Source organism: Candidatus Poriferisodalis sp., assembly GCF_965208555.1.
Classification (GTDB): Bacteria; Actinomycetota; Acidimicrobiia; order Acidimicrobiales; family Poriferisodalaceae; genus Poriferisodalis.
Genome location: NZ_OZ242342.1, coordinates 3049818 through 3073856, shown reverse-complemented (window position 1 = coordinate 3073856; position 24039 = coordinate 3049818). Strand labels below are relative to the sequence as shown.

General features: G+C 70.0%; 25 protein-coding genes. 4 read left to right on the top strand and 21 right to left on the bottom strand.

The features are described 5' to 3' along the window. The first annotated feature begins 42 nt into the window (after window positions 1-42). Both ACOGXE_RS14125 and ACOGXE_RS14120 read left to right on the top strand, forming a co-directional pair. Entirely contained in the window at window positions 43-903 is an 861-nt protein-coding gene (locus ACOGXE_RS14125; protein WP_419864365.1) for a crotonase/enoyl-CoA hydratase family protein, read from the top strand. A 52-nt stretch (window positions 904-955) separates the two neighbouring features. Beyond that, window positions 956-1726 (top strand): N-acyl homoserine lactonase family protein, encoded by a 771-nt coding sequence (locus ACOGXE_RS14120; RefSeq protein WP_419931541.1) that lies wholly within the window; start codon window positions 956-958, stop codon window positions 1724-1726. Window positions 1727-1751: 25 nt separating this feature from the next. Here ACOGXE_RS14120 and ACOGXE_RS14115 read toward each other — a convergent pair whose 3' ends face one another. From ACOGXE_RS14115 to def, 4 genes are all read right to left on the bottom strand, one after another. Then, window positions 1752-2777, bottom strand: a complete 1026-nt coding sequence (locus ACOGXE_RS14115) for an amidohydrolase family protein (RefSeq protein WP_419931540.1) — start codon at window positions 2775-2777, stop codon at window positions 1752-1754. Between the two features lie 99 nt (window positions 2778-2876). Then, window positions 2877-3449, bottom strand: a complete 573-nt coding sequence (locus ACOGXE_RS14110; protein WP_419931539.1) for a YfcE family phosphodiesterase — start codon at window positions 3447-3449, stop codon at window positions 2877-2879. 51 nt (window positions 3450-3500) lie between these two features. Then, the gene (locus tag ACOGXE_RS14105; RefSeq protein ID WP_419931538.1) at window positions 3501-4397 is read right to left on the bottom strand and encodes a methionyl-tRNA formyltransferase; all 897 of its coding nucleotides are present in this window, start codon (window positions 4395-4397) and stop codon (window positions 3501-3503) included. 89 nt (window positions 4398-4486) lie between these two features. Continuing rightward, on the bottom strand, window positions 4487-5056 hold the full coding sequence (gene def / locus ACOGXE_RS14100; protein WP_419931537.1) for a peptide deformylase: 570 nt from the start codon (window positions 5054-5056) through the stop codon (window positions 4487-4489). A gap of 113 nt (window positions 5057-5169) precedes the next feature. Between def and hisD the strand changes: the two genes are divergently transcribed. After that, complete coding sequence (gene hisD / locus ACOGXE_RS14095; protein WP_419931536.1) at window positions 5170-6462, top strand: histidinol dehydrogenase; 1293 nt, start codon at window positions 5170-5172, stop codon at window positions 6460-6462. After that, complete coding sequence (locus ACOGXE_RS14090) at window positions 6459-7214, top strand: SDR family NAD(P)-dependent oxidoreductase (RefSeq protein ID WP_419931535.1); 756 nt, start codon at window positions 6459-6461, stop codon at window positions 7212-7214. Before hisD ends, ACOGXE_RS14090 begins: the two co-directional genes overlap by 4 nt. Before the next feature lie 26 nt (window positions 7215-7240). Here the strand turns inward: ACOGXE_RS14090 and ACOGXE_RS14085 are convergent, their stop codons facing one another. From ACOGXE_RS14085 to ACOGXE_RS14005, 17 genes are all read right to left on the bottom strand, one after another. Next, window positions 7241-9142, bottom strand: a complete 1902-nt coding sequence (locus ACOGXE_RS14085) for a hypothetical protein (protein WP_419931534.1) — start codon at window positions 9140-9142, stop codon at window positions 7241-7243. Between the two features lie 107 nt (window positions 9143-9249). After that, window positions 9250-10440 carry a methionine adenosyltransferase gene (metK, locus tag ACOGXE_RS14080; protein ID WP_419931533.1) on the bottom strand — a complete coding sequence of 397 codons (1191 nt, stop codon included), beginning with the start codon at window positions 10438-10440 and terminating at the stop codon, window positions 9250-9252. Window positions 10441-10547: 107 nt separating this feature from the next. Beyond that, a complete protein-coding gene (gene coaBC, locus ACOGXE_RS14075) occupies window positions 10548-11807 on the bottom strand; it encodes a bifunctional phosphopantothenoylcysteine decarboxylase/phosphopantothenate--cysteine ligase CoaBC (protein WP_419931532.1) in 1260 nt (419 codons plus the stop codon). 1 nt (window position 11808) lies between these two features. Then, complete coding sequence (rpoZ, locus tag ACOGXE_RS14070) at window positions 11809-12147, bottom strand: DNA-directed RNA polymerase subunit omega (RefSeq protein ID WP_419931531.1); 339 nt, start codon at window positions 12145-12147, stop codon at window positions 11809-11811. 13 nt (window positions 12148-12160) lie between these two features. Then, window positions 12161-12754, bottom strand: a complete 594-nt coding sequence (locus ACOGXE_RS14065) for a guanylate kinase (protein WP_419931530.1) — start codon at window positions 12752-12754, stop codon at window positions 12161-12163. A gap of 10 nt (window positions 12755-12764) precedes the next feature. Next, window positions 12765-13100 (bottom strand): integration host factor, actinobacterial type, encoded by a 336-nt coding sequence (mihF, locus tag ACOGXE_RS14060; protein WP_419931529.1) that lies wholly within the window; start codon window positions 13098-13100, stop codon window positions 12765-12767. Window positions 13101-13165: 65 nt separating this feature from the next. Then, complete coding sequence (gene pyrF, locus ACOGXE_RS14055; RefSeq protein ID WP_419931528.1) at window positions 13166-13909, bottom strand: orotidine-5'-phosphate decarboxylase; 744 nt, start codon at window positions 13907-13909, stop codon at window positions 13166-13168. After that, on the bottom strand, window positions 13906-14826 hold the full coding sequence (locus tag ACOGXE_RS14050) for a dihydroorotate dehydrogenase (protein WP_419931527.1): 921 nt from the start codon (window positions 14824-14826) through the stop codon (window positions 13906-13908). Before ACOGXE_RS14050 ends, pyrF begins: the two co-directional genes overlap by 4 nt. A 37-nt stretch (window positions 14827-14863) precedes the next feature. After that, on the bottom strand, window positions 14864-18205 hold the full coding sequence (carB, locus tag ACOGXE_RS14045; RefSeq protein WP_419931526.1) for a carbamoyl-phosphate synthase large subunit: 3342 nt from the start codon (window positions 18203-18205) through the stop codon (window positions 14864-14866). Then, window positions 18205-19404 carry a glutamine-hydrolyzing carbamoyl-phosphate synthase small subunit gene (gene carA / locus ACOGXE_RS14040; protein ID WP_419931525.1) on the bottom strand — a complete coding sequence of 400 codons (1200 nt, stop codon included), beginning with the start codon at window positions 19402-19404 and terminating at the stop codon, window positions 18205-18207. Before carA ends, carB begins: the two co-directional genes overlap by 1 nt. Further along, window positions 19401-20798 (bottom strand): dihydroorotase, encoded by a 1398-nt coding sequence (locus tag ACOGXE_RS14035; RefSeq protein WP_419931524.1) that lies wholly within the window; start codon window positions 20796-20798, stop codon window positions 19401-19403. Before ACOGXE_RS14035 ends, carA begins: the two co-directional genes overlap by 4 nt. Beyond that, a complete protein-coding gene (locus ACOGXE_RS14030) occupies window positions 20755-21831 on the bottom strand; it encodes an aspartate carbamoyltransferase catalytic subunit (RefSeq protein WP_419931523.1) in 1077 nt (358 codons plus the stop codon). Before ACOGXE_RS14030 ends, ACOGXE_RS14035 begins: the two co-directional genes overlap by 44 nt. Continuing rightward, window positions 21828-22373 carry a bifunctional pyr operon transcriptional regulator/uracil phosphoribosyltransferase PyrR gene (pyrR, locus tag ACOGXE_RS14025; protein ID WP_419865469.1) on the bottom strand — a complete coding sequence of 182 codons (546 nt, stop codon included), beginning with the start codon at window positions 22371-22373 and terminating at the stop codon, window positions 21828-21830. Before pyrR ends, ACOGXE_RS14030 begins: the two co-directional genes overlap by 4 nt. Window positions 22374-22507: 134 nt before the next feature. After that, the gene (locus ACOGXE_RS14020) at window positions 22508-22879 is read right to left on the bottom strand and encodes a hypothetical protein (protein WP_419931522.1); all 372 of its coding nucleotides are present in this window, start codon (window positions 22877-22879) and stop codon (window positions 22508-22510) included. Further along, on the bottom strand, window positions 22876-23298 hold the full coding sequence (locus ACOGXE_RS14015) for a hypothetical protein (protein ID WP_419931521.1): 423 nt from the start codon (window positions 23296-23298) through the stop codon (window positions 22876-22878). Before ACOGXE_RS14015 ends, ACOGXE_RS14020 begins: the two co-directional genes overlap by 4 nt. A 33-nt stretch (window positions 23299-23331) precedes the next feature. After that, complete coding sequence (locus ACOGXE_RS14010) at window positions 23332-23748, bottom strand: hypothetical protein (protein WP_419931520.1); 417 nt, start codon at window positions 23746-23748, stop codon at window positions 23332-23334. Window positions 23749-23822: 74 nt separating this feature from the next. After that, window positions 23823-24029 (bottom strand): hypothetical protein, encoded by a 207-nt coding sequence (locus ACOGXE_RS14005; RefSeq protein ID WP_419931519.1) that lies wholly within the window; start codon window positions 24027-24029, stop codon window positions 23823-23825. Window positions 24030-24039: the final 10 nt, after the last annotated feature.

Below are 24039 nucleotides of genomic sequence, written 5' to 3'. Positions count from 1 at the left end.
TGTGCGAGCTCGAACTGCGAGCACGACCGGAGGGACGAGCCAATGACCGGATCCGACTACACCTGCTTCGACGTCGAGGTGAGCGACCACATCGCTCGCCTGGTCATGAAGCGCCCCGAGAAGGCCAACTCGATGATCCTGGAGTTCTGGAGGGAGCTGCCCCAGATCACCGACGAGATCTCCTCCGGCACAGACGCTCGGGTTGTAGTGCTCTCGGCGATCGGTCGCCACTTCTGCTCGGGCATGGATCTCGCAGTGTTCGGCGATTTCGACGAACCATCCAGCGGCGTCGGCGGCGGGCACAGCAGCCGGACACGAGCGCAGTTCCGCGACACCGCGTTGCGTGCGCAGCAGACGTTCAACGCCTTCGAGCAGAGCCGGCTGCCGGTCATTGCCGCCATTCAGGGTGCGTGCGTCGGCGGCGGGGTGGACATGGTTTCGGCCTGCGATCTTCGCTACGCCACCCAGGACGCGTTCTTCTCGATCCAGGAGATCAACATCGGCATGACCGCCGACGTGGGAACGCTGCAGCGCATGCCCAAGCTGGTGCCGGAGGGCGTCGTGCGCGAGCTGGCCTTCACCGGTCGTCGCATGAGCGCCGAAGAGGCGCTCGACCGGGGCTTCGTGAACGCCGTGTACGACGACCACGACTCGATGATGAAAGCGGTCGACGACATCGCAGCGGAGATCGCCTCGAAGAGCCCGATGGCGATCTGGGGCACGAAGCAGTCGATGAACTTCAGCCGCGATCACTCAGTGGCTGACGGGCTCGAGTACATCGCCACCTGGAACGCCGCGATGTTCGACACCGACGACATGGGAGAAGCCTTCCGGGCCCAGATGGAACAGCGCGACCCCGACTTCCCCGATCACCGTCCCATGAGCAAGGGCTTCGGCGCCTGACAAGGCGCGAATGAGATACAGCGCCTGAGGTGGCGCGAAGGAGACACAGCGCATGACTCAGCTCTCGCTGGTGCCGCTCGAATGCGGCTGGTTGTCGACCGCGACGGCGTCTGTCATCGCCGATGCCCCCGGCAATGTGCGGCTGCCGATTCCGAGCTGGCTGGTACGCCATCCCAGCGGCCAGACGCTGGTGTTCGACACCGGCATGCACCCACAGGTGCAGGACGGCGTCGGCACCCGCTACCCGCTGCTCGCGAAGTCCTTTGAGGCGGACTACTCATCAGACGACGAAGTGTCGGCCCGGCTGCGCAGCGTCGATGTCGACCCGGACGAGCTGACGTTCGCCATCTTCAGCCACCTGCACTTCGACCACTGCGGCGGCACCGAGCTGCTGCCCAACGCCCGGCTGATCTGCCAGCGGGCCGAGTGGGAGTCGGGGCATCACCCCAAGCTCATCGAGTACGAGGTGTACAAGCCCGAAGACTTCGACCTCGGCCACGACGTGCTGCTCATCGACGGTGAGCACGACGTGTTCGGCGACGGTTCGGTGACCTGCATCCCCACGCCGGGGCACACCGCCGGCCACCAGTCACTGCGCGTGGAATTGGACAGCGGCCCTGTGGTGCTCACCGGCGACTGCGTCTACTGGGAGGACGTGCTGGACCGGATGCTGCTGCCGCCGTTCGGGTTCAACCACGACATGCAGCTCGAATCGATGCAACGCCTGAAGTCGATGCGCGACGACGAGGGCTGCCGCTTGCTGTACGGGCACGACGACACCCAGTGGGCGACGCTGCCCCACGAAGGCGTCGGCCTGACCTAGCTCGCTCCCAGATCGGGCTGCCGGACTACGCCGGCGGATCGACGCGGTAGGAGCGGCGGGCGGTGCCCGCAAACAAGTCGGCACGTTCTGAGGGCGTGTAGCCGGCCTGGTCGCAGATTCGCTGGAAGGCGTTGAACAGCACGGTGTACGAGCAGCCCTGCTTGTCGACCGGGAAGTTGCTCTCGAACATGCAGCGATCCGGCCCGAAGGTCTCGATGGCGTGGCGAATGTCGTCGCTCCAGGTTGCTGCGACGTGCTCCGACGAGGGCGCTTGGGGCAGCCGCTTGAAGCCGACGCCGTAGATGCTCATGCCGATGCCGCCCACCTTGACGGTGACCTGGGAGTGGCGGGCGAGCGCCTCGAGCGCCGGCCGCACCACAGCGCGCACCTCATCACGGCGGTCGGCGTAGGGGCCGATGCCCAACGGCCCGCCGAGGTGATCCAGCACGACGGGCGTGTCGGGCACGGCGTGAACGAGCCCAACAAGCTCAGCGACCTGCGGGTGGAACATCCAGCCGTCGAAGCTGAAGCCCATCCGGCCCAGCGTTGCGTAGCCCGCCCGGAAGTCCGGGTCCGCCAGCAGCTCGGGCGGCGGTTTGGTGTGGCTCTCGCGGATCTGGTCGCTGCCGTCCCAGGCGCTGGCGTGACGGATGCCGCGGAACAGCCCCTCGCCTGCCTCGTCGTGTGCGGCCAGCACCTCTTCGACGGCGTTGCCGAGCGTCAGGTCGGCGAAGCTGACGATGGCCGAGATCGTCGCGCCGTCGGCCTCGGCAGAGATCGCCGCCTGTTCCCGCACGAACTCGGTCTCGCCGACCGGTCGCAGGTGCTCAGGACCGCTCGTGTAGTAGCCAGCAGCGCACTCCACAAACACCGTCTGGGTGACGTTGTGGCCCGCGCCGGTGTCAGCGTGCAGTTCGGGCACCAAGTAGGTGCCCGCCGGGAAGTCCCACAGGTGGTGATGCGGATCGACGATCTCCTCGTCGGCGTCGATCGGCTGCTCGATGGTGGCTGCGAGCCATGCGTCCTTGTCGCTTGCAGAGTCGTCGGCCATTGATGCGTCCCCTTCGCCTTCGCCCAGACTCGCCGCACACTACTTGCGCCCGCGAAAACGTCGCTCTGGCCCCGATCTGCAGTCGGGCCCCGTTGGCGTCTAGACGTAGTCCCAGGACTCGGTGGGCTCGAGGCCGTCGGGGGTGAGCTGCCACAGCGAGGGCGTGGCGATGCCGTCGGCGATGTCGAGATAGCCGACCGTGCCGAGCTGCGCACTGAGATTGCGGGGGAACGTCGGCGAGCCGGGGTTCACGCACAGCACGCCCGACAGCGTGTCGATGCGATGGACGTGCGTGTCTCCGTACACGCACACGTCGAGCCGCTCGTCGGCACCGAAATGCCGCTCGATGGCGTCGGCCACGGAATAGAACGACAGCTCCGGCACCGGCAGGTGGTGGGTGAGGCCGATGCGCACGCCGTCGAAGGTGTGCGCCCAGGCGTTGGCCAGCAGCGGATGGTCGGGCTGGACGTCACGGCCCGACGAGCCGTCGTCGCCGTTGCCGCGGGCCGCCCAGGTAGGAGCGATCTCGTTGAGCCGGTCGACGACAGAGATGTCGTAGATGTCCCCCGCATGCAGGATGGCGTCGCACCCGTCCATTGCTGCGTACGCCTCGGGCCACAGCTCCGGCGCGGCCTCGGGGATGTGCGTGTCCGAGATCAAGCCGATGCGCATCCGGTCACGCTACGGGACCGACCGCCGAGGCGGCGGGCCTGCCCTCGCTGCTCAATCGAAGCGGGCACCGTCGGGCAGGCGGGCGCCACGCAGCCAGGCGTGCGCGTCGATGGCGCCTCGGCCGGCGGGCTGAACAGTCGCCAAGCGGATGAGCCCGTGGCCGGTCGCTACAGCGTCGCCGGCGAGCGTGCCCGGCGGGCCATCGTGAGCAGCGGCGCTCTCGGGCGGGGCATCGTGGACTGCGTCTCGCGACGAATCGGCCGGTCGGCCCGCACGGATGATGAAGCGCTCGCCGTCGAGCGTGGTCCATGCGCCGCCGACCCGGATCTGGCGGTCGATGAAGACCGCCGGCTGTGACCAGTCGATCCGCCGATCCTCCGTCGTGAGCTTGCGGGCGTAGGTCGGGGTGCCCGACTGGGGCTGCGGTGTGGGCAGCCCCTCTGCCAGCGATGCCGCGAGACGGTCTGCCCCCTCGCTGGCGAGACGCCCGCGCAGGCCCGCCGCTGTGTCGGCGAGGCCGATGGGCGCCTCGTGCTGCCAGTAGACGGGCCCCGTGTCGAGCGAGGGCTCCAGCGCCATGAGCGACACACCCGTGCGATCGTCGCCCGCCAGCAGCGCCCGCTCAATCGGGGCGGCGCCGCGCCAGCGAGGCAGCAGCGAGAAGTGCAGGTTGAGCATCGGCGTCACCGCGAGCAGCTCGGCGGCGATGAGCTGCCCGAAGGCGACCACGACGGCGCAGTCGGCGCCACAGCTCACGAGATCTGCCGGCTCGTGACTCACCGCCAGCCCGATCTCTGCCGCGGCTGCGCCCACAGGGCTCGGCGCATCGCTGCCTCGGCGGCTGCGGCGACGCGGGGCGCCGGTGACTACGACGGGGATCTCGAAGCCCGCCCCGGCGAGCGCTCGCAGCGTCGGCACGGCGTCGTCGGGTGTGCCCGCGAACGCCACGCGGCGAGGACACGGCGGGACGGAGGGCGGCTGCCGGGTCTGCGGGGCCTCGCTGTCCACGTAGACGGTCTGCTTCGGCTCGAACTGCTTCAGCCGTCTGCCGTGCTGCGGCCCACGAGCGGGACGGGACCGTTCGACGCTGGTCCGTTCACGCCGGACTGCAGCTGCGCGAGCTGGGTGCGCCAGTCGCGCAGGGCTTCCTTGCGCTCGGCCTTGGTGAGATGATCGACGAGCAGCACGCCGTCGAGGTGGTCGAGCTCGTGCTGGAACAGCCGGGCCAGCAGCTCGTCGGCCTCGATGCTGACCTCATTGCCATCGAGGTCACGCCCGACGATGTGCACCTGCTTCGGCCGCACGATCTCGAAGGTCAGGCCCGGCACCGACAGGCATCCCTCGGTGTAGGTCCACTCGCCATCGCTCTCGACTATCTCGGGATTGATGAGCGTCTGGGGGCCGTCGCCTTCATAGAGGTCGAAGACGAACAGCCGACGCTGGATGCCCACCTGCGGCGCCGCGAGGCCGATGCCCTCGGCGTCGTACATCGCAGGCAGCATGTCGTCCACCATGCGCGCCACACGACCGTCGATGTCGGTGATCTCGGCGGCCCGCTGGCGCAGTACGGGGTCGCCCATCAGCCGGATCTCGAAAGCGCCTCCCATCGATTTCGCAGGCTACCGCTGCGCTCGCGGGCCCATTCGGCGCTCGATCCCGGAGGCTGAGTCCTAGGCTCGGCCGCCGTTGTGATGTCCGAGCAAGTCAGGGCGGAGGGCCGATGGCGGAGATCCTGAAAGAGGCAACATCCAAGGGCGCCCACGGAGCCGATCCTGCACTGGCCGAGCGTGTCAGCTCCCTGATCGACACCATCGCAGAACGAGGCGAGCAGGCGGTGCGCGAGATGTCGGAGGAATTCGACGGTTGGTCGCCCGGGGAGTTCCGCCTGAGTGCTGAGCAGATCGACGAGATCATCCACGGTGTCGACCCCGGCACTCTTGGCGACATTCGCTTCGCCCAGACCCAGATCCGCAACTTCGCCGAAGCCCAGCTCGCATCGCTGGGCGATGTCGAGGTGGAGACGCTGCCGGGCGTGATGCTGGGCCACAAGCACATACCGGTGGGTTCCGTGGGGGCGTACGTGCCCGGCGGGCGGTACCCGATGGTGGCCTCTGCACACATGAGCGTGCTGACCGCGAAGGTGGCCGGAGTGCCGAGAGTGGCAGCCTGCACTCCCCCGCTGAACGGCGGCGTTCCCGCGGAGACCGTCGCGGCGATGCACCTTGCAGGTGCCGATGAGATCTACCTGCTGGGCGGTGTGCAGGCCGTGGCCTCGTTGGCGCTCGGCACCGAGTTCGTCGACAAGACCGATGTGCTGGTCGGGCCGGGCAATGCGTTCGTGGCCGAGGCCAAGCGGCAGCTGTACGGGCGCGTCGGCATCGATCTGCTCGCCGGGCCGACTGAGACGCTGCTGCTGGCCGACGAGACGGTGGACGGCGAGATGTGCGCCACCGACCTGCTTGGTCAGGCCGAGCATGGTCCCACGTCGCCGGCCGTGCTGCTGACGACATCCCGGCAGCTGGGCATCGACACGCTCGCCGAGGTGGAGCGACAGCTCAGCACCCTGCCGACTGCAGACATCGCATCGGTGGCGTGGGCCGACTACGGCCGGGTCATCGTGTGCGGCGACGCCCGGGAAATGCTGGATCTGGCCAACGAGCTGGCGTTCGAGCATGTGCAGGTCATGACCGGAGACGACGATTTCTTCTTGGAGAACCTGACGAACTACGGAGCGCTGTTCCTGGGACCGATGACGAACGTGTCGTTCGGCGACAAGGTGATCGGCACCAATCACACCCTGCCGACTCAGGGAGCGGCCCGCTACACGGGCGGACTGTGGGTCGGCAAGTTCCTCAAGACCGTGACCTACCAGCGGGTGACGGATCCGGCGTCAAGCGTGCTGATCGGCGAGTACTGCAGCCGCTTGTGCGCCATCGAGAACTTCGCGGGCCATCAGGCGCAGGCCGACATCCGGGTGCGTCGGTACGGCGACTTGGCCGCGGCTCGGGCGTGAGCACGGTGGGCGATCCGGGCATCGCCGTTGTCACCGGTGCCAGCGGCGGCATCGGCTCAGCGATTGCGGTGCGGCTGGCGGCGGATGGCCTGTGTGTCGTTGCCGGCTATCACTCGGCCGCTGAGCGGGCCACCCAGCTGGTCGCCGGGCTCGCGGGCAGCGGGCACCGTGCCGCGCAGATCTCGGTGCTCGAACCCACATCGCTCGCTGCTCTCGCAAATCTGCTCGCCGACGGCCCGGGCCGTGTAGATGTGCTCGTCAACTGTGCCGGGGTGACGCGACCGGTACCGCACGATGATCTGGACGACCTCGACGACGAGTTGATCGACCGCATCTTCGCGACCAACTGGCGTGGCCCGTTCGCCACCGTCCGCGCGCTGCGACCCCTGCTCGAGGCCGCGCCCAGCCCGGTGGTCGTGAACATCTCGTCGGTGTCGGCGGTCACCGGACAGGGCTCCAATGTCGCCTATTGCGCCTCGAAGGCTGCGCTGGACAGCATGACGCGCTCGCTTGGTCGGGCGCTGGCGCCGCAGATCCGGATGGTCTCGGTGTCTCCCGGATGGGTGCTGGGCGAGTACGCGAGCCGCATGCCCGCCGGCGTGCTCGACGTGCAACGCGACGCCACCCCGCTGGGCCGGCTCGCGACGCCCGACGATGTGGCCGCGGCAGTGAGCGCGGTGGTGCATGACCTGCCGCTCACCACCGGAGCAGTGATTCCCGTGGACGGGGGACGGCCACTCGGAACGCACTGAGCAGCGCTGCAGCGTGATCCGCCCGGTCACGCTCGCATCGGGTCCACAGCGACCCGCAACCGCCCGCTGGGGCGCTCGGCATCGACCAAGGCATCCAGCAGCGCAGCGCGATCGTCGCTGCGGATGCGCCACGTCCCGTCGGCTGGTCCGGCGATGTCGAGCGCTCCCGCTTGCGGGCTGGCCGACAGGTTCTCGATGTAGCCGGGCGCCGCGACGCCGGACACGAGCGCCCACGCTGAGGCCGGCGGCTGGCGCATCTGAGCCCTGCGCTCGTACTCGCTGCGGATCCAGTCGCCCGGATCGGAATCGGCCGCGGCGACGAGCACCGGGTGAGCGGGCAGGCGGGTCTGCACGAGGATCCGGCCGCCGGCCGAACGCGGTCCGACCAGCCGCGCAGCGCGCACCAGCAACGCGAATGCCTCCTCAGCGGCTCGGTAGCGGGGTGCCATCAGTTCTTGGTCGAAGTCCACGAAGGCCACGGTGTCCGCCGAGCGCACGCGGTGGAGTGCCGCTTCGGTGCCGATGTACAGCGCTGCTTCGGTGCTGGTCGGCAGACCCGCCTGGGGTCCGCCGTCACCAGTGTCCGACTCGCGTCGAACGCCCTCGCCGATCACCTGTACGACACGACGCTGCGTGAGGCGCTCCATCTCGGCAGCCACGCCCTTGACGCCGACCCGGGCGCGCCGGAATCTCGTCGCACCGCACGACTCGCACACCGCCGGCCGGGTCTCGCCCGAGTCGGGATCGGTGAACTGCTGCTTGTCCAGCCGCAACGCGCGACCGGTAGCGCGCGAGCGCGCCAACTCGCCGCAAGAGTTGCAGTAGGCCAAGCGCGCACGTCCCGTGCGGTTCAGCACGCATACGACGCGGCTGCCAGCGCGCAGCAGATCGGCGAGGGCTTCGCCGCACCACTCCCCCGTTGCGGGGTCGTCGCGCCGGCGATCGGCGATCTGCACCCGCGGCCAGGCGTCACGCTCGGCCGGACGCGCCGCGGTGATGACCGCCAGCTCAGCCTTTCCAGCGGCTTGTCCGCAATGTGCAAGAGCATCGGGCGAGGGCATCGGCCCGGCAAGCAGGCAGCGAGCGCCATCGCGGCGGGCTCGCTCGATGGCCACCTCTCGGGCATTCCATGTGGGCGCAGCCTCAGACTGGTAGGCCTCGTCATGCTCGTCGAGCACCAGCACCGCGTCGAGTCGACCGCACGGGGCCCAGGCCGCCGAACGCGTGCCGACGACGGCATGCGCCACGGCTGCCCGTGCCCAGTCGCGCGGCGCCAGTGCAGTCTCCACGCCCGCCCGGCGCAACCGGCCCGCGAGCTTGGCAGCCCACGCCACAGTAGGAACGAGCACCAGCAAGCGGCCATGCCGCAGTGCCTCGGTGACCAGCGGCCACTCGTCGGCACACGGTCCCAACCGGACCGCCCCCGGAACCGGCTGGTCCCTCGCCCAGGCCAGCTGTGCCCACTCGGGCGTGCTGATGCCATCGGGCCTGCCTGATCCCGCGGGCCCGCCGGCGACTGCGGCCGAGCCATCGTCTGCGAGCCCGCCTGACGAGAGAGACGGTGGGATCGCCGGCCAGCTTGCAGGCTCGTTCGGCACTCCGGCGACGACGCGGTCGGAGCTGGCAGTTCGCATGAAGTGGGCCCGGGTGCCTGCCCAGCGCCACGCTGCCCATCCGGCCAATTCGACCACGTGCGGCGGCGGGCCGACACCGACGACGCCGCTGATCGGCACCAGTTCGCGACCCGTGGGTGCTGCCGCATGGAGCGCCGTCACCCAGCCACGCAGGCGGCGACGATTGAGCACCACCCGCACGACGGTGCCGACGGTGACCTTCACACGGCCCGAGGCGAGTTCCGGCGGCAGCAAATACGTGAACTCGCGATCGATGGCCGGCTCGTCGACCAGCACCCGCACCGCCTGCTGCATCGTTGCAGTCTGCCCCGCCCCGCCCAGAGGCCGAGCGTCGCTCCCCCAACCCCGCAGCCAGTGCGGGAACCGGTGGTGCCTCGGCTGGGCGCAGTCGCGCCTCTGGGTTACAGGCCCAGCGCGGACTTGAGATCGTCGACGCGGTTGAGCTGCTCCCAGGGGAACGTCAGGCCATCAGAAGGCCGGCCGAAGTGGCCGTAGGCGGCCGTGGTCTTGTAGATGGGCTGGCGCAGATTCAAGTCGGCCAGCAGCGCCGCAGGCCGCAGATCGAACACTTCGGTCACTGCCGAGGCGATGGCATCGGGGTCCACATGGGATGTCCCGAACGTCTCGGTGAGCAGCGAGACCGGCTCCGCACGACCGATGGCGTACGCCACCTGGATCTCGCATCGATCAGCCGCGCCGGAGGCCACGATGTTCTTCGCGACCCAGCGAGCGCCGTACGCCGCCGACCGGTCCACCTTGGAAGGGTCTTTGCCGCTGAACGCTCCCCCGCCGTGACGGGCGTAGCCGCCGTAGGTGTCGACGATGATCTTGCGCCCGGTCAGTCCGGCGTCGGCGACCGGCCCCCCGCTGACGAAGCTGCCGGACGGATTCACCAGCAGCTCGAATTCATCGTCCGCGAACTGGGCGGGCAGCGTGGGACCGATGACGTGCTCGAGCAAGTCGGGGCGCATCATTCCGTCGATCTCGATGCCGTCCCGGTGCTGGGCGGAAACGACAACCGTGCGAAGCCCGATCGGCTCGCCGTCGCGGTACTCGAAGCTCACCTGCGTCTTGCCGTCCGGGCGCAGGTACGGGATGCGCCCCGACCGGCGCGCCTCGGTGAGCTGCTCGGCCATGCGGTGAGCCACATGGATCGGCAGGGGCATGAACGCATCGGTTTCCCGGCAGGCGTAGCCGAACATCATTCCTTGGTCGCCCGCGCCCTGCTCGGGAATGACGTCCTCGGTCGCCGCTGCTTCCGAGCTTCCGAAGACCCCCGTGGTGATCTCGGGCGATTGCTCGTCCAGGGCGATCATCACACCGCAGGTGTTGCCGTCGAATCCCAGTTCCCCGTGGTCGTAACCGATGCCGGTAATCGTCGACCGCACGACCTTCGGGATGTCGACGTACGCCTCGGTGGACACCTCGCCGGCCACCACGACGAGACCGGTAGTGACCAGCGTCTCGACGGCGACGCGGGCGTGCCGATCTTCAGCGATCAGCGCATCCAGGATGGCGTCGGAGATCTGGTCGGCCATCTTGTCGGGATGGCCTTCGGTCACCGATTCTGAGGTGAAGGTCCACTGGCTCACCGAGGCTCCAGATTCGATCGTGATCGGCCAGTCGTGCAGGCCTGCCGCACTGCTGTATGCAGCAGCGCGGCAAGGCTAGACGGACGGAGCCGAAACCCTGCGGCCAGTCAGGTACGGAGTTCGACCACCGTGTCGAGCACAGCGTCGGCCACCTCGCGCTTGGAGCAGATCGGCAGCGGTCGCATGGTGCCGTCGGCCAGCAGGATGGTCACGATGTTGGTGTCGTGAGCGAATCCTGCGCCGGCCGCCGAGACGTCGTTCGCCACCATCACGTCAAGGTTCTTGCGAGACAGCTTCTGCCCCGCGTTCTCGAGCACGTCAGCGGTCTCGGCCGCGAAGCCGACCAGGATCTGTCCGTGCGGTTTGCTGGCCCCCAGGCCAGCGAGGATGTCCTTGGTGTGCTCGAGCACGATGACCGGCGCCTGCTCACCCTCGCCCGCACTGCCCTTCTTGATCTTCTGCGGGGCCGCCTCCGCAGGACGGAAATCGGCCACTGCCGCTGCCATGACGATCACGTCCGCGTCCGCGTGTGCCGCCACAGCGGCGTCCATCTCGGCCGCCGAGGTGACGCGCACCTCACGTATGCCCTCGGGCGGCGGCAGCGGGGCGCTGGTCACCAAGGTGACGTCTGCGCCGCGATCCCGGGCAGCGGTGGCGATGGCGTAACCCTGCTTGCCCGACGACCGGTTGGCGATGAAGCGAACCGGGTCGATGGCCTCGCGGGTGCCGCCGGCAGTGACGGTCACGCTGACGCCCGCGAAGTCGCGGCGTGGCGACGGCGGCTGGTGGGCGGGATCGGGCTCGGGCAGCCCGGCGAGCACGGCCTCCACAGCCGCGAAGATCGTGGCCGGCTCGGCGAGGCGGCCGGTGCCGACATCCCCGCCGGCGAGCCGGCCCGCTTCGGGCACGACGATGTGGGTGCCCCGCTTGGTGAGCACCTCGATGTTGTGCTGCACCGCATCGTGCTCCCACATCTCGGTGTGCATGGCCGGGCACACCACGACCGGCGCCCGCGTGGCGAGCAGCGTGGCGGTGAGCAAGCCGTCGGATATGCCCGCGGCGTAGCTCCCGATGACCCGCGCCGTCGCGGGTGCCACGACGATCACATCGGCCGTCTGGCCCAGGGTCGTGTGCGGGATGGGGTCGTCCTCGCCGAAGATCGATGTCTGGACGCGCTCGCTGGCCAGGGCATCGAACGTGGCCCTGCCCACGAAACGCTGCGCCGCGGCGGTCATCACGGGGACGACGTGGGCGCCGGCGTCCATCATCAGCCTGCACAGAATGACGGCCTTGTACGCGGCGATGCCGCCGCTGACGCCGAGTACCACGCGGCGCCCGGCAAAGGGCGACGACGCAGGGGCAGGCAAGCTAGTCCTCGATGTCGGGAACGACCTCGAGCATCGCGGCATCAGCCTCCGCGGCCGCGAGCGCTTCGGCTTCCAGCCGTGCCCGCTCCTCGGGGTCGAATCGCTCGAACGTGATCTTGTCGGCGTCGATCTCCTCGAAGGCGATGGACAGCGGCTTGCGAGCAACCGACGCCACCTGCGGCGGCACAACCGAGCCGATTCCGCCGTCGAGCTGGTTGTAGTACGAGTTGATCTGCCGCGACCGCATGGCCGCCAGGCTCACCAAGGTGAACTTGGAGTCGACCTTGGAGAGCAGGTCTTCGAGACCTGGTGTGATCATGGTGTCGGTTGACTCAGTCATCGCAGCGTGAAGGCTACCGGCGGGACCGGGTGCGGTCCACGAATGCGGCGATCTCGCCCACCGTGCTGGAGATGTCCCGGTTCACCACGATCAGGTCGGCCATGCGGTAACCGACCGGCAGTTCTTCGTCGGCCTTGGCGAGCCGGCGCGCCACTTCTGAGTCGGGGTCGCCCCGGCGGCGCATGCGTCGTTCCTGCTCGGCGCGGCTCGGCGGCAGCACCATGATGACCAAGGCCGACGGATCGCGGTTGCGCACCGACACCGCTCCCTGCACGTCGATCTCGAGCACCAGATCGCGGTCGAGATCGGGAGGCGGCATGGGGGTGCCGTAGCGGTACTCGAAGAAGTCCGCCCACTCCAGGAACCCGCCGGCAGAGATGCGGGCTTCGAAGTCGTCGGCCGTCACGAACGTGTAGGCCTCGGCCGGCTCGCCGACCCGGCGGGGGCGTGTCGTCCAGGACCGGCTCAGCAGCAGCGTCGGGTCCCGCGCCACCAGCTCGGCCACAATCGTGCCCTTGCCGGCCCCGCCCGGTCCGCACACCACGTACAGCGTGACGTCCCAAGACGCGGTGGAATTCGCAGCGCCGGTGGGCGCCGGGTCGGTCATGCGACGGTATTCACGCGTCCGGGGCGGAATCCTGTGCGAAATGCTCGCTCAAACGGCGCCGCTGTGTCTCGCCGAGACCTCGCAGCCGCCGGTTGTCGGCGATGCCAATCTCAGCCATCAGGCGGCGAGCCTTGACCTTGCCGAGACCGGGCATCGACTCCAAGGCAGCCAGTGCCTTGAGCTTGCCGACGTTCTCGACACGGTCAGCTTCGGCCAGCAACTCGTCGAAGGTGAGCAAGCCCATCTTCAACCGATGCTTGACGTTTGCGCGGACCTCGCGGGCCTCCTTGGCCTTGGCCAGCGCCTCGGCACGCTGCTCGTCACTCAGTTCAGGCAGCGGACTCATTGTGGTGCAGTGTAGCTACGCGGCAGATAGCCCCTAGGGACACCGGGCTCAGCAGGGACTGAGTGCTACGACGCACCCAGCTCGGCGGTCACTTCGGCAACGATGGCTGCCGCCGCAGCGTCCGGATCGGGCGCAGCCGTGACGGCCCGGCCGATGACGAGCACGTCGGCACCGGCGGCAATGGCCGCAGCGGGGGTGGCGACACGGCGCTGATCTGCCTGCGCCGCCCCGGCAGGACGGATGCCGGGGACGACACGGAGCAGTCCGGGAGCCGCCGCCGAGACAGCGGGCAGGTCCGGAGCGGCGCACACGAGGCCGCCACAACCGGCTCGCTGGGCCAGCAGCGCGCGCTCCTTCAGCACCTCCGGCGGGGCGTCCGCGTCTGATGTGAGCACGGTGACGCCGAGTGCGATCGGCGCATCGGCGTTCGGACCCGCGCCGCCAGCGCCCGAGCCCTCAGCAGCGGCACCGCGGCGTGCACTGGCAGCGCCCTCGCGCAGGCCCCGGGCGCCCGCGGCCAGCATGTCCGGACCGCCCTGGGTGTGCAGGGTGAGCAGCCACACCCCCAGCTCGCCGGCGCGTCGCGCTGCCTGCTCCACAGTGTTGGGGATGTCGTGCAGCTTGATGTCCAGGAACACGCGGTTGCCCGCTGCCACGATGTCGCGGACGAGGGCGGGACCCTCGGCGGTGAACAGCTCCAGGCCGACCTTCATGACGCCGAAGTCGGAAGCGAAGCGCTCCACCAGCGCCATGGCAGCCGCCCGGTCGGGCACATCGAGCGCCAGGGCCAGCCGCTCGCGCGCGGTCATGGTGTGCGGTCGTCGCCCGACCGGTGCGCGCGCCCCGTCAGCTCAGCGGCAGCGCCGATGCCGTGCCGCTCGCACCAGCGCCGCAGCTCGTTGAGCACGCTGCTGGGCGCTCGCGGGTCCCAGAACGACGCCGTCCCCACCTGGACCGCACAGGCGCCCGCCGCCATGAGCTCCACGGCGTGCTCGCCCTTCGCCACCCCGCCGACGCCCACGATCGGCACGTCGCCGAGCGCCGCGCGGACGTCGTAGATGGCTCTCACCGCCACGGGCCGGATGGCCGGGCCCGACAGCCCGCCGCCGCCGTTGCCGAGCGTGGGCTGTGCAGTGGCTGGGTCGATGGACATCCCGAAAACGGTGTTGATGAGCGTGAGCGCGTGGGCCCCCGCGCCCAGAGCCGCTTCGGCGATCTCGACCAGGTCCGTCACATTCGGCGTCAGCTTGGCCCACACGGGCACACCCGCAGCAGTTGAGGCGCTGACAGCCTCGGCGGTTGCGACGGCATCGCAAGCGAACATCTGGCCTCTGCCCTCGAGGTTCGGGCAGCTCACGTTCGCCTCCAGTGCCGTGAGGCCGGCACCGGCGAGCGTCGCCGCCGCGGAGGCGTAGTCGGCCACGGTGCGGCCCCAGATGCTGGCCACCACGCGGGCGCCGGTGCGACGCAGGCGCGGCAGTTCGCTGTCGAGCCACGCCCCCGCCCCGGGGTTCTGCAGGCCCACTGCATTGAGCATCCCAGCGGGCGTGCCCACCACGCGCGGCGCCGGGTTGCCGGCCCACTCGAACGGCGACAGGGACTTGGTCACCACGGCGCCCAGCGAGGCAAGGTCGACGTACGCGCCGATCTCGGTGCCGTAGCCGGCCGTGCCGGACGCCGTCATCACCGGATTGGGCAGCTCCACGCCGCCGACTCGCACGGTCATGTCGACGCCCCCGCGCGGCACAGCCCGGGGCGGCGATTCAGACACGGCTGCGTCGCATCGACGCATCGAGCTCTGCGTGGAACTCCTGCAGCGGGCGCACCTGCAGTTCGCTGGCGAGCCACTCGCGCAGGCCCGTCGCGGCAGCGCGTGCGGCGGCCACCGTGGTCAGGCACGGGATGTGATGCGCCCGGGCGGCCGCCCGGATGTGACGGCCGTCGAGCACCGCACCCCGCCCCCGCGGGGTGTTGACGACCAGGTCGATCCGCCCTGCGGCGATGAGCTGCACGGAGTCCTCGCCGGGCGATGTCTCGCGGCCGTCGACGGACAGTTTCGCCACCTCGACCGCGACAGCCACGTCGCGGGCGCGCAGGTACTCCGCAGTGCCCGCAGTCGCCGCAATCTCGAAGCCCAGCCCTCTCAGCACGCGCGCTGCTTCGAGCCCCTCGGGCTTGTCGCGGTCGGCGAGCGTGAGCAGCACAGTGCCGCCCGACGGCAGCGCGTCTCCCGCCGCAATCTGGCTCTTGGCGAATGCCAGCCCGAAGGTGGCGTCGATGCCCATGACCTCGCCGGTCGAGCGCATCTCGGGACCGAGCACGGTGTCCACCGAGGGGAACCGGCCGAACGGCAGCACGGCTTCCTTCACCGAGACATGGCGCGGCATGCTCGCCGTGGCGGGCAGCTGGCCATTGCAGGCCCACCCGGGCAGCATCCCGGCGGCTACCAGCTCGTCCAGTGTCTCGCCCGCCATCACGCGCGAAGCAGCCTTCGCGAGCGACACGCCGGTCGCCTTGGCGACGAACGGGACCGTGCGCGAGGCCCGCGGGTTGGCCTCGATCACGAAGACCTCGCCGGACTTCACGGCGAACTGCACGTTCAGCAGCCCGATGACGCCCAGCGCCTCGGCCAGCCGGCGGGTGTAGGACACGATCGTCTGCTGGGTCTCGGTGCTCAGGCTCGGCGGCGGGATCGCACACGCGCTGTCGCCCGAGTGCACGCCTGCCTGCTCGACGTGCTCCATGATGCCGCCGAGCATCCAATCCCCCGTGCGGTCCCGCAGCGAGTCGACGTCCACCTCGATGGCGTCTTCGAGGAAGCGGTCGACCAGCACGGGCCGCTCGGCCGACAGCCCGCCCTCGCGCCCCAGCGAGGAGAACTGCGCCAGCTCGGCCATGGCCGCGGCCAGCTCGTCCTGGTCGTACACGACGGTCATGGCACGGCCGCCCAGCACGTAGCTGGGCCGCACCAGTGCCGGGAAGCCGATCTGCTCGCAGATTGCCGCCGCCTCGGCCGGGTCGGCGGCGGTGCCGCCCGGCGGCTGCGGGATGGCGAGCTCGGCGCACAGCGCGTTCCAGCGCTCGCGGTCCTCGGCCAGGTCGATGGAGTCCGCCGGCGTTCCGCACACCAGTTCCTCAGGCAGCTCAGACGCCAGCTTCAGCGGGGTCTGCCCGCCGAGGCTGACGATGACGCCGACCGGATCCTCGGCGTCGATGATGTTGAGGACGTCCTCGGTGGTGAGCGGCTCGAAGTACAGGCGGTCGGAGGTGTCGTAGTCGGTGGAGACCGTCTCGGGGTTGCAGTTGACCATCACGGTCTCGTAGCCGGCGTCGCGCAGGGCGAAGCTGGCATGCACGCAGCAGTAGTCGAACTCGATGCCCTGGCCGATGCGGTTGGGGCCCGAGCCCAGGATGATCATGCGCGGGCGGGTGCCGGGGCGGATCTCGTCCTCGTCCTCGTAGGTGGAGTAGTGGTACGGCGTGCGGGCGTCGAATTCGGCGGCGCAGGTATCCACCGTCTTGAATGTGGCGCGCACGCCCTCGTGCAGGCGGGCTGCCCTGATCTCAGACTCGCTCACCCCCCACAGCCATGCGAGCTGGGCGTCAGCAAAGCCCAGCTGCTTGGCCCGGCGCCAGGCGCGGCGGCCGAGCTTGCTGGGCCCGCCGGCCGCCTCCAGCGCCTCCCGCTCGTCGACGACCGCGAGCATCTGGTCCACGAACCACGGGTCCACGCCGGTGGCGGCGCTGATCTCGTCGACCGCGGTGCCCCTGCGCAGCAGCTCGCCCATCTCGAAGATGCGCTCGGGCGTGGGCACGCCAACGGCCTCGAGCAGCTCGACGGTGGAACGCTGCGCGTACTGCGCCTCGCCCGGGTCGGCGTTCAGGCCGAACCGGCCCTGCTCCAGGCTGCGCAGCGCTTTCTGCAGGCTCTCGGGGAAGGTGCGGCCGATAGCCATCACCTCGCCGACCGACTGCATCTGCGGCCCGAGCACCGGCGCCGCTCCGGGCAGCTTCTCAAAGGCCCAGCGGGGGATCTTGGTGACCACATAGTCGATGGTCGGCTCGAAGCTGGCGGGGGTCTCGCCGGTGATGTCGTTGGTGATCTCGTCCAGCGTGTAGCCCACGGCGAGCCGGGCGGCGATCTTGGCGATCGGGAAGCCGGTGGCTTTCGACGCGAGCGCCGAGCTGCGGCTGACGCGGGGATTCATCTCGATGATGATCTGCTCGCCGTTGTCGGGGTTGACGGCGAACTGCACGTTCGAGCCGCCGGTCTCGACGCCGATGCGGCGCATGCAGGCGAATGCCGCGTCGCGCATCTGCTGGTACTCCACGTCGGACAGCGTCTGGGTGGGAGCCACGGTGATCGAGTCGCCGGTGTGGACGCCCATCGCGTCGAAGTTCTCGATGGAGCAGATGACCACGCAGTTGTCGGCGTGGTCGCGCATCACCTCGAGCTCGAACTCCTTCCAGCCCTGCACCGACTGCTCGATGAGGATCTCGCTGATCGGGCTGGCATCGAGACCCTTGGCGGCGGCTGCTTCGAACTCCTCAGCGGTGTTGGCGAAGCCGGTCCCCTCGCCGCCCAGGATGTAGGCGGGGCGGATGATGACCGGCAGGCCGATCTCGCCGATTGCCTGGTGGGCCTCTTCGATGGTGTGCGCGATGGCCGAGCGCGCGCAGCGCAGACCGATCTCGGTCATCGCCTGGCGGAAGCGGTCACGGTCCTCGGCGGTGGCGATGGCCTGCTCCGATGCGCCGATCATCTCGACGCTGTAGCGGTCGAGCACGCCGCTGTGGCTGAGCTCGGTGGCCAGGTTGAGCGCGGTCTGCCCGCCGAGCGTGGGCAGCAGGGCGTCGGGGCGCTCGCGGGCGATGATCGCCTCGAGCACCGCTGCGTCGAGCGGCTCGACGTAGGTGGCGTCTGCGAACTCGGGGTCGGTCATGATCGTGGCCGGGTTCGAGTTGGCCAGGATCACCCGGTAGCCCTCCTCGCGCAGCACCCGGCAGGCCTGGGTTCCCGAGTAGTCGAACTCGCAGGCTTGACCGATCACGATGGGGCCCGAGCCGATGATGAGGATCGAGCTGATGTCGTCGCGGCGCGGCATCAGCCCCCTCCTCCGCAGCCAGTGCCTGCGCCGTGGCCGCCGCTGCCGTTGCGCATGCGGGGGCCTCCATGGAAGCTCGCCATGAGATCGGCGAAACGGTCGAAGAGGTAGCGCGAGTCGTGCGGACCGGGGCTGGCCTCGGGGTGGTACTGCACGGCGAACGCCGGCAGGTCGCGGCAGGCGAAACCCTCCAGCGAGCCGTCGTTGAGGCAGATGTGGGTTTCGTCCACGCCGGGCACCGAGCCGGACTCGATGGCAAAGTTGTGGTTCTGGCTGGTGATCTCGATGCGGCCGCTGGCCTCGTCACGCACCGGCACGTTGCCGCCGTGGTGGCCGAAGGGCAGCTTGTAGGACCGGCCGCCGAGCGCCAGGCCGAGCACCTGCTGGCCGAGACAGATGCCGAAGATGGGCACCCGGCCGAGCAGGTCGCTCAGCGCACCGGTGACGTCGCCGGCCATCTGCGGGTCACCGGGACCGTTGGACAGGAACACGCCGTCGGGCTCGCGCGCGAGCACATCAGCCGCAGTGGTGTGCGCCGGGACGACCTCGACGGTGGCGATGCGCCCGAGGTTGGCGGTGATGGCGCGCTTGATGCCCAAGTCGTAGGCCACTACCCGCCATGGCCCGCGGCCTGTGGTGTAGGGCTCGGCGGTAGTGACCTCGCTGACCAGATCGACGCCGGCGGTGCCGGGCTCGGCCCGGGCTGCTGCTGCGAGGCGCCTCAGTGCCTCGTCGTCGGAGGCGGGGCCGAACGCGCCCGGCATGGCGCCGTAGTCGCGCACGTGGCGGGTCAGGCGACGGGTGTCCACCCCGGCGATGCCGGCGATGCCGTGGCGGGCGAGAAAGGCGTCGAGGCTGGCATCGGAGCGCCAGTTGGATCGGCGGCGGGCAAGGTCGCGTATGACCACGCCGCGACAGAACGGCCGGCGTGACTCGGCGTCGGTCGGCGTGGTGCCGTAGTTGCCGATGTGGGGATAGGTGAACGCGATGATCTGGCCGGCATAGGACGGGTCGGTGATGACCTCCTGGTAGCCGGTCATCACGGTGTTGAACACGACTTCGCCCGAGGCAATGCCGTGCGGAGCCCCTGAGTTCCCGGCCATGGGCGCGCCGATCATCTCGCCCTCGAAGGTCGTGCCATCGGTGAGCACGAGCGCCCCGGGGACAGGGGCCACGGAGTCGTCTGAGGATGTGGTCATGGGGTCGTTCCTGCGGCGAGCGCAGCGACGGTACCGGCAGCGCTGCGCAGCGCGCCGTCGGCTACGACCAGGCGACCGTCCACCACCGTCGCCGTCACCATCGCGCTCATCTCGCGATGACGGTGAGGCGTGTTGCGCGCCATCGAGACCGAGCCGCGTTCGGCCAGTGTCCACGGTCGGTCGAGGTCGAAGACCACCAGGTTCGCCGGCTGGCCGGGCTCGATCGCCCCACCGCCGAGGTGCGTGACGCCTGCCAGTTCGGCAGGTCGCCAGGCCAGCGCGTCCAGCGCCGCTTCCAGGCTGATGTCCGGGTGACCGAGCACGATGGCAGCGCAGGTCTCCAGCGCCGCCACGCCGGGCAGCGCCTCGTCGAATGGCAGATCCTTCGCCTGCGGCGGCACCGGCGAGTGTCCGCTGACGACGGCGTCGATGGTGCGGTCGTTGACGCCGGCCAGCAGTGCAGTCCGGTCGGCTGCGGTGCGGTACGGCGGATCGGCCCGCATGAGCGTGTCGTAACCGTCTGCGTCGGCATCGGTGAAGAGGAGGTGCTCGGCGGCAACGGACGCGGAGACGTCCAGGCCTTCCGCCTTGGCGGCGGCCACCAGCTCCACCGTGCGAGCCGCGCTGATGCGGTCCAGGTGCAGCCGTCCGCCGGTGAGCCGTGCAGTGCCGATCGCCGCGCCGGCCGCCAGTTCCTCGGAGGCTGCCGGTTCCCCGGCCAGGCCCATGCGTGCAGACACCGCGCCTTCGGCCATGGCAGCGGTCCCGCCCAGATCTGCGGTGGCCGGGCGCACCGACACGGTGCCGCCCAGCGGCCCGGCGTACTGTAGGGCTCGGCGCAGCAGCCCGGTGTCCGCCAGCGGCCCCACGTCAGTGAACCAGCGGACGCCGGCATCGGCCAGCTCGGCCATGGGCGACAGGCGCTTGCCTGCCCGGTCGGCGGTGATCGTGGCGGCGGCGATCACAACGCAGCACCCGCCTGCGGCGTTGCGACGCAGCTCGGCGAGCTGGCCCAGCCGGTCGAGCGGCGGGTCGGTGTCGGGCTGTGCAAGCACTGCAGTGAAGCCGCCGAGCGCCGCTGCTGCGGTGGCAGTGGCGACGGTCTCGGCCTCCTCATTGCCGGGCTCGCCGAGGCGGCCGAAAAGGTCCACGAGCCCGGAGGCGACCACGCATCCTCTGGCGTCGAGGATGTGCGCCGAGCCGTTGCGGCTGGTGCCGGGCGGGTCCACGGCGGTGATCTCGCCGTCGAGCACGGTGATGTCCGCGTGCCGGCGGCCGGCGCGGTCGATGATCTCGCCGCCTGCGAGCACCAATGGCTCCCTTGCGGCCGGCAACTGCTGGTCGGCCATCTCAGGCACCGCCTCGCGGCGCCGATTCTGGGCCAGGCGCGTCATCGGCGGGCGTCTCTGGGTTCGGCAGCGCTGTGCCCGATCCGATCAGTCGGAACAGCACCGCCATGCGAGCGGCCACGCCATGCGACACCTGCTGGGTGACCAGCACCCGGCTGGCGGCAAGGTCCTCGAACACCGCGCCCGCTATCTCGATGCCGCGGTTCATCGGCCCGGGATGGGTGATGACCGCGTCGGGGCGCAGGCGCCGGGCTCGCTCAGCGGTGAGGCCGTAACGTGCCACGTACTCGGGGACCGATCCGATGAGCCCGTCCGCCATGCGCTCGCGCTGGCAGCGCAGCAGCCCCACCACATCGAGCTCGTCGAGCACGTCGTCGAGGCTGTGGGAGATCTCGACGCGCTTGGCCGCGTCGGGCGGGAGCCACGCGTCGATCCACTCCCGGGGCTGCGCGGGCAGCAGTGTGGGCGGCGCGACCAGCACGATGCTCGCGCCCAGCGCTGTGTAGGCCTCGATGTCGCTGCGGGCGACGCGGCTGTGGACGATGTCGCCGACGATGGCGATGCGACGCCCTGCCAGCGTCGGCTCATCGGCCGTGTCGGCGCCGGGCTGGCCGTCGCTCATCGGGTTGAAGTGCCGCCACAGCGTGTAGGCATCCTGCAGGCCCTGGGTGGGGTGTGCATGCCAGCCGTCGCCGCCGTTGAGGATCGCGACGCCGTCGTCGGCCCAGCGGGCGATCTGGGCGGGCACACCGGCACTGCGATGGCGGACGACCGCGGCATGGATGCCCATGGCCTGGACGGTCTCGAACGTGTCGCGCAGCGACTCGCCCTTGGCCAGCGACGATGAGGCAGCGGAGAAGTTGAGCACGTCGGCCGAGAGCCGTTTGGCGGCGGTCTCGAAGGCCAGCCGGGTGCGGGTGGATTCTTCGAAGAACAGCGTGGCCACGGTGCGCCCGCGCAGGGCAGGCACCCTGGGGATCGGCCGCCGGCCGACCTCCACGAAGCGGTCGGTGAGCGACAGCAGCTCGGCGATGCCCTCGGTGCCGAGCTCCTCCAGCGTCAGCAGGTGCCCGCTCATTTGCGCATCTCCCCCAGCAGCACGCCCTCGAGCGTGACGTCCACCATCTCCTCGCGGCTGGTGGGCAGGTTCTTGCCCACGAAGTCGGGACGGATGGGCAGCTCGCGGTGGCCGCGGTCGATCACCACGGCGAGCTGCACGGCTCGCGGCCGTCCGAAGTCGTTGAGTGCGTCGAGCGCCGCCCGGATGGTGCGGCCGGTGAACAGCACGTCGTCGACGAGCACCACGGTCATGCCGTCGAGGTCGAAGGGAATGTCGGTGACGGCTTCGGCCATGACCGGGCGCAGGCCGATGTCGTCGCGGTGCATGACCACGTCCAGCGTCCCGAAGGGCACATCGGTGCCGTCGATCTCGAACAGGAGGCGCACGATGCGCAGCGCTATCTGCACGCCGCCGGTCTGCAGGCCCACCACCACGACGTTGTCGAGACCCTGGTTGCGCTCGATGATCTCGTGGCCGATGCGGGTGAGCGCCCGGTGGACCCCGCTGGAGTCGAGAATGGTGGTCCGGGCAACGAAAACGCCCCCGTACGGGGGCGTCATGCGTCGCTCGCGGTCTGCCACGCGCAGGTCCTTCCTGTCCGTACGAGCCTCACCGGACCCGCTTCACGGTCAGAACCGCACCCTAGCGCGGGCCTGCCGCGACCCGGCGGGATTTTTCCTGTCCGTCGAGAGCTTCAGGTGCAGGCGGGAAGGGTGGTTCCGGCCAGGTCGGCGATGTCGAGCACATCGAGGCTGAGCGCATGGCGACCGTGTGCCGGGGCGAGGCCCTGAAGCAGCACGGGAGACCAGTCCAGCGATACGTCGGCTTGGACCGCATCACCCCGACGGCACACGGCGCAGGTCGGCGCGGCGCATCCCGGCGGCAGCGCGCAATGCTGGGACGCGTCGCTGCCGATGGCGCATGAGTCGAGCGTGCTGGTGGCGACCCGCCGGGCCTCGCTCGCAGCATGGTTGCGCAAACCGATGACCTGGGCGGTATCGGCAGCCGCCGCGCTGAACAACGCGCACATCGCGGCCAATGCGAGCGCAACCAGCGGGGTGCTCATGGCACGTTGCCCGATGCTGCGGGTATCGGCACGGCCGTCTGGAAACGAACAGTGTGGGCGAACAACGGCGAGACGGCCAATGGGCAAGTCACCTGCACGCTGACCGCCGCTGGCTGGGTGCCGGCGGACAAGCGATGCACCGATGCCAAGACGTCGTAGCGGGGATCCAAGGTGTCGCAATCGGAGATCGCCGCTGCGCCGACGACGCGCTCGGCGATGCCTGCGGCATGACCGTCCAGCGCAGCGTCGGTGGTGCCCGACGGAGGCGACGCGAGCGCGCTGGCGGCGTAGTGGGCAGCCTCGACGCCTGCGGTTCGGACGTTGGCTGAAGCTCGGGCGGCGTCGCCCGAATAGTCGACGAGCCATATGCCGAACACGAGGACCACCGCCACGCTGAGCATCCCGACGGTCTCATCCATATGCCGGCCTCCCCCACCCGAACACCGTGGTGCTCAGCACGGCGGTGCCACCGGTGCTCGCAGCGCCGCGCCTTCCGCTGTCGGCGGGCGGCGGCAGGCCACGCCGAGCGCGTTGCCTGCCCCCAACCAGCCGTCGGATTCGACGCGCACCGACACGATCACCGAACACGTCGGGTCCGCCCGCACCGCGACGGCCGTGGGCTGGACTGCGGCAAGCTGCACGGTGCGGTCCACGGCTGCCCTCGCTGCGGTGGCTGCCGCGCCGATCGGGAGACCCGCCTCGGTGCAGTCCCAGCCCGGCGGCACGAGGTCGGTGACGGCGATGGCCGCGGCGTCGGCCGCTCCCTGCGCCGCAGCGGCTCCGACCTGGCGGGTGAACAGCGAGATCACCAACGCCATGAACACCGTCAGCACACTGAACAGCCGCAGGACCGAGATCGAGCCATCCACGTCGGCCTACTGGTGCCCCGGGTCAGGCAGTGGTGCTCGTGCGCGCTGCGCCGCAAGCACCCGCTGGGGCGGCACTACGACGTCTTCGCCGTGCAGGCGCCGCTCGCCCACTGGCCGCCGACGGCCTTGCACAAGTTCTCGGTTTGGATCTTCGAGTACTCGACTGTGCCGTCGGTCTGAGGGGCATTTCTGCCGAGGGTGGTCCACATGACCGTCACCACCAGCACCGAGGCGGCGACGGCGGCGGCGATGAAGATCAGCTTGGTGACCGGTGAATCCATGTTTCTGCTC

Coding starts and splice junctions, on each gene's coding strand:
- carB (WP_419931526.1), bottom strand. CDS start 18,205: ATGCCGCGCCGCGACGACATCAGCTCGATCCTCATCATCGGCTCGGGC.
- ACOGXE_RS14050 (WP_419931527.1), bottom strand. CDS start 14,826: ATGACCGTGCGAGTCGGCGGCGTGGAGCTGCCCAATCCGGTGATGACG.
- ACOGXE_RS14030 (WP_419931523.1), bottom strand. CDS start 21,831: ATGAGCGGGCACCTGCTGACGCTGGAGGAGCTCGGCACCGAGGGCATC.
- ACOGXE_RS14015 (WP_419931521.1), bottom strand. CDS start 23,298: ATGGATGAGACCGTCGGGATGCTCAGCGTGGCGGTGGTCCTCGTGTTC.
- ACOGXE_RS14115 (WP_419931540.1), bottom strand. CDS start 2,777: ATGGCCGACGACTCTGCAAGCGACAAGGACGCATGGCTCGCAGCCACC.
- ACOGXE_RS14085 (WP_419931534.1), bottom strand. CDS start 9,142: ATGCAGCAGGCGGTGCGGGTGCTGGTCGACGAGCCGGCCATCGATCGC.
- pyrF (WP_419931528.1), bottom strand. CDS start 13,909: ATGACCGCGCGCGAGCGGCTGGCCCTGGCGCTCGATGTGCCCGACCGG.
- mihF (WP_419931529.1), bottom strand. CDS start 13,100: ATGAGTCCGCTGCCTGAACTGAGTGACGAGCAGCGTGCCGAGGCGCTG.
- ACOGXE_RS14120 (WP_419931541.1), top strand. CDS start 956: ATGACTCAGCTCTCGCTGGTGCCGCTCGAATGCGGCTGGTTGTCGACC.
- ACOGXE_RS14125 (WP_419864365.1), top strand. CDS start 43: ATGACCGGATCCGACTACACCTGCTTCGACGTCGAGGTGAGCGACCAC.
- def (WP_419931537.1), bottom strand. CDS start 5,056: ATGGGAGGCGCTTTCGAGATCCGGCTGATGGGCGACCCCGTACTGCGC.
- pyrR (WP_419865469.1), bottom strand. CDS start 22,373: ATGACGCCCCCGTACGGGGGCGTTTTCGTTGCCCGGACCACCATTCTC.
- ACOGXE_RS14020 (WP_419931522.1), bottom strand. CDS start 22,879: ATGAGCACCCCGCTGGTTGCGCTCGCATTGGCCGCGATGTGCGCGTTG.
- hisD (WP_419931536.1), top strand. CDS start 5,170: ATGGCGGAGATCCTGAAAGAGGCAACATCCAAGGGCGCCCACGGAGCC.
- ACOGXE_RS14035 (WP_419931524.1), bottom strand. CDS start 20,798: ATGACGCGCCTGGCCCAGAATCGGCGCCGCGAGGCGGTGCCTGAGATG.
- ACOGXE_RS14110 (WP_419931539.1), bottom strand. CDS start 3,449: ATGCGCATCGGCTTGATCTCGGACACGCACATCCCCGAGGCCGCGCCG.
- rpoZ (WP_419931531.1), bottom strand. CDS start 12,147: ATGACTGAGTCAACCGACACCATGATCACACCAGGTCTCGAAGACCTG.
- carA (WP_419931525.1), bottom strand. CDS start 19,404: ATGACCACATCCTCAGACGACTCCGTGGCCCCTGTCCCCGGGGCGCTC.
- ACOGXE_RS14005 (WP_419931519.1), bottom strand. CDS start 24,029: ATGGATTCACCGGTCACCAAGCTGATCTTCATCGCCGCCGCCGTCGCC.
- ACOGXE_RS14065 (WP_419931530.1), bottom strand. CDS start 12,754: ATGACCGACCCGGCGCCCACCGGCGCTGCGAATTCCACCGCGTCTTGG.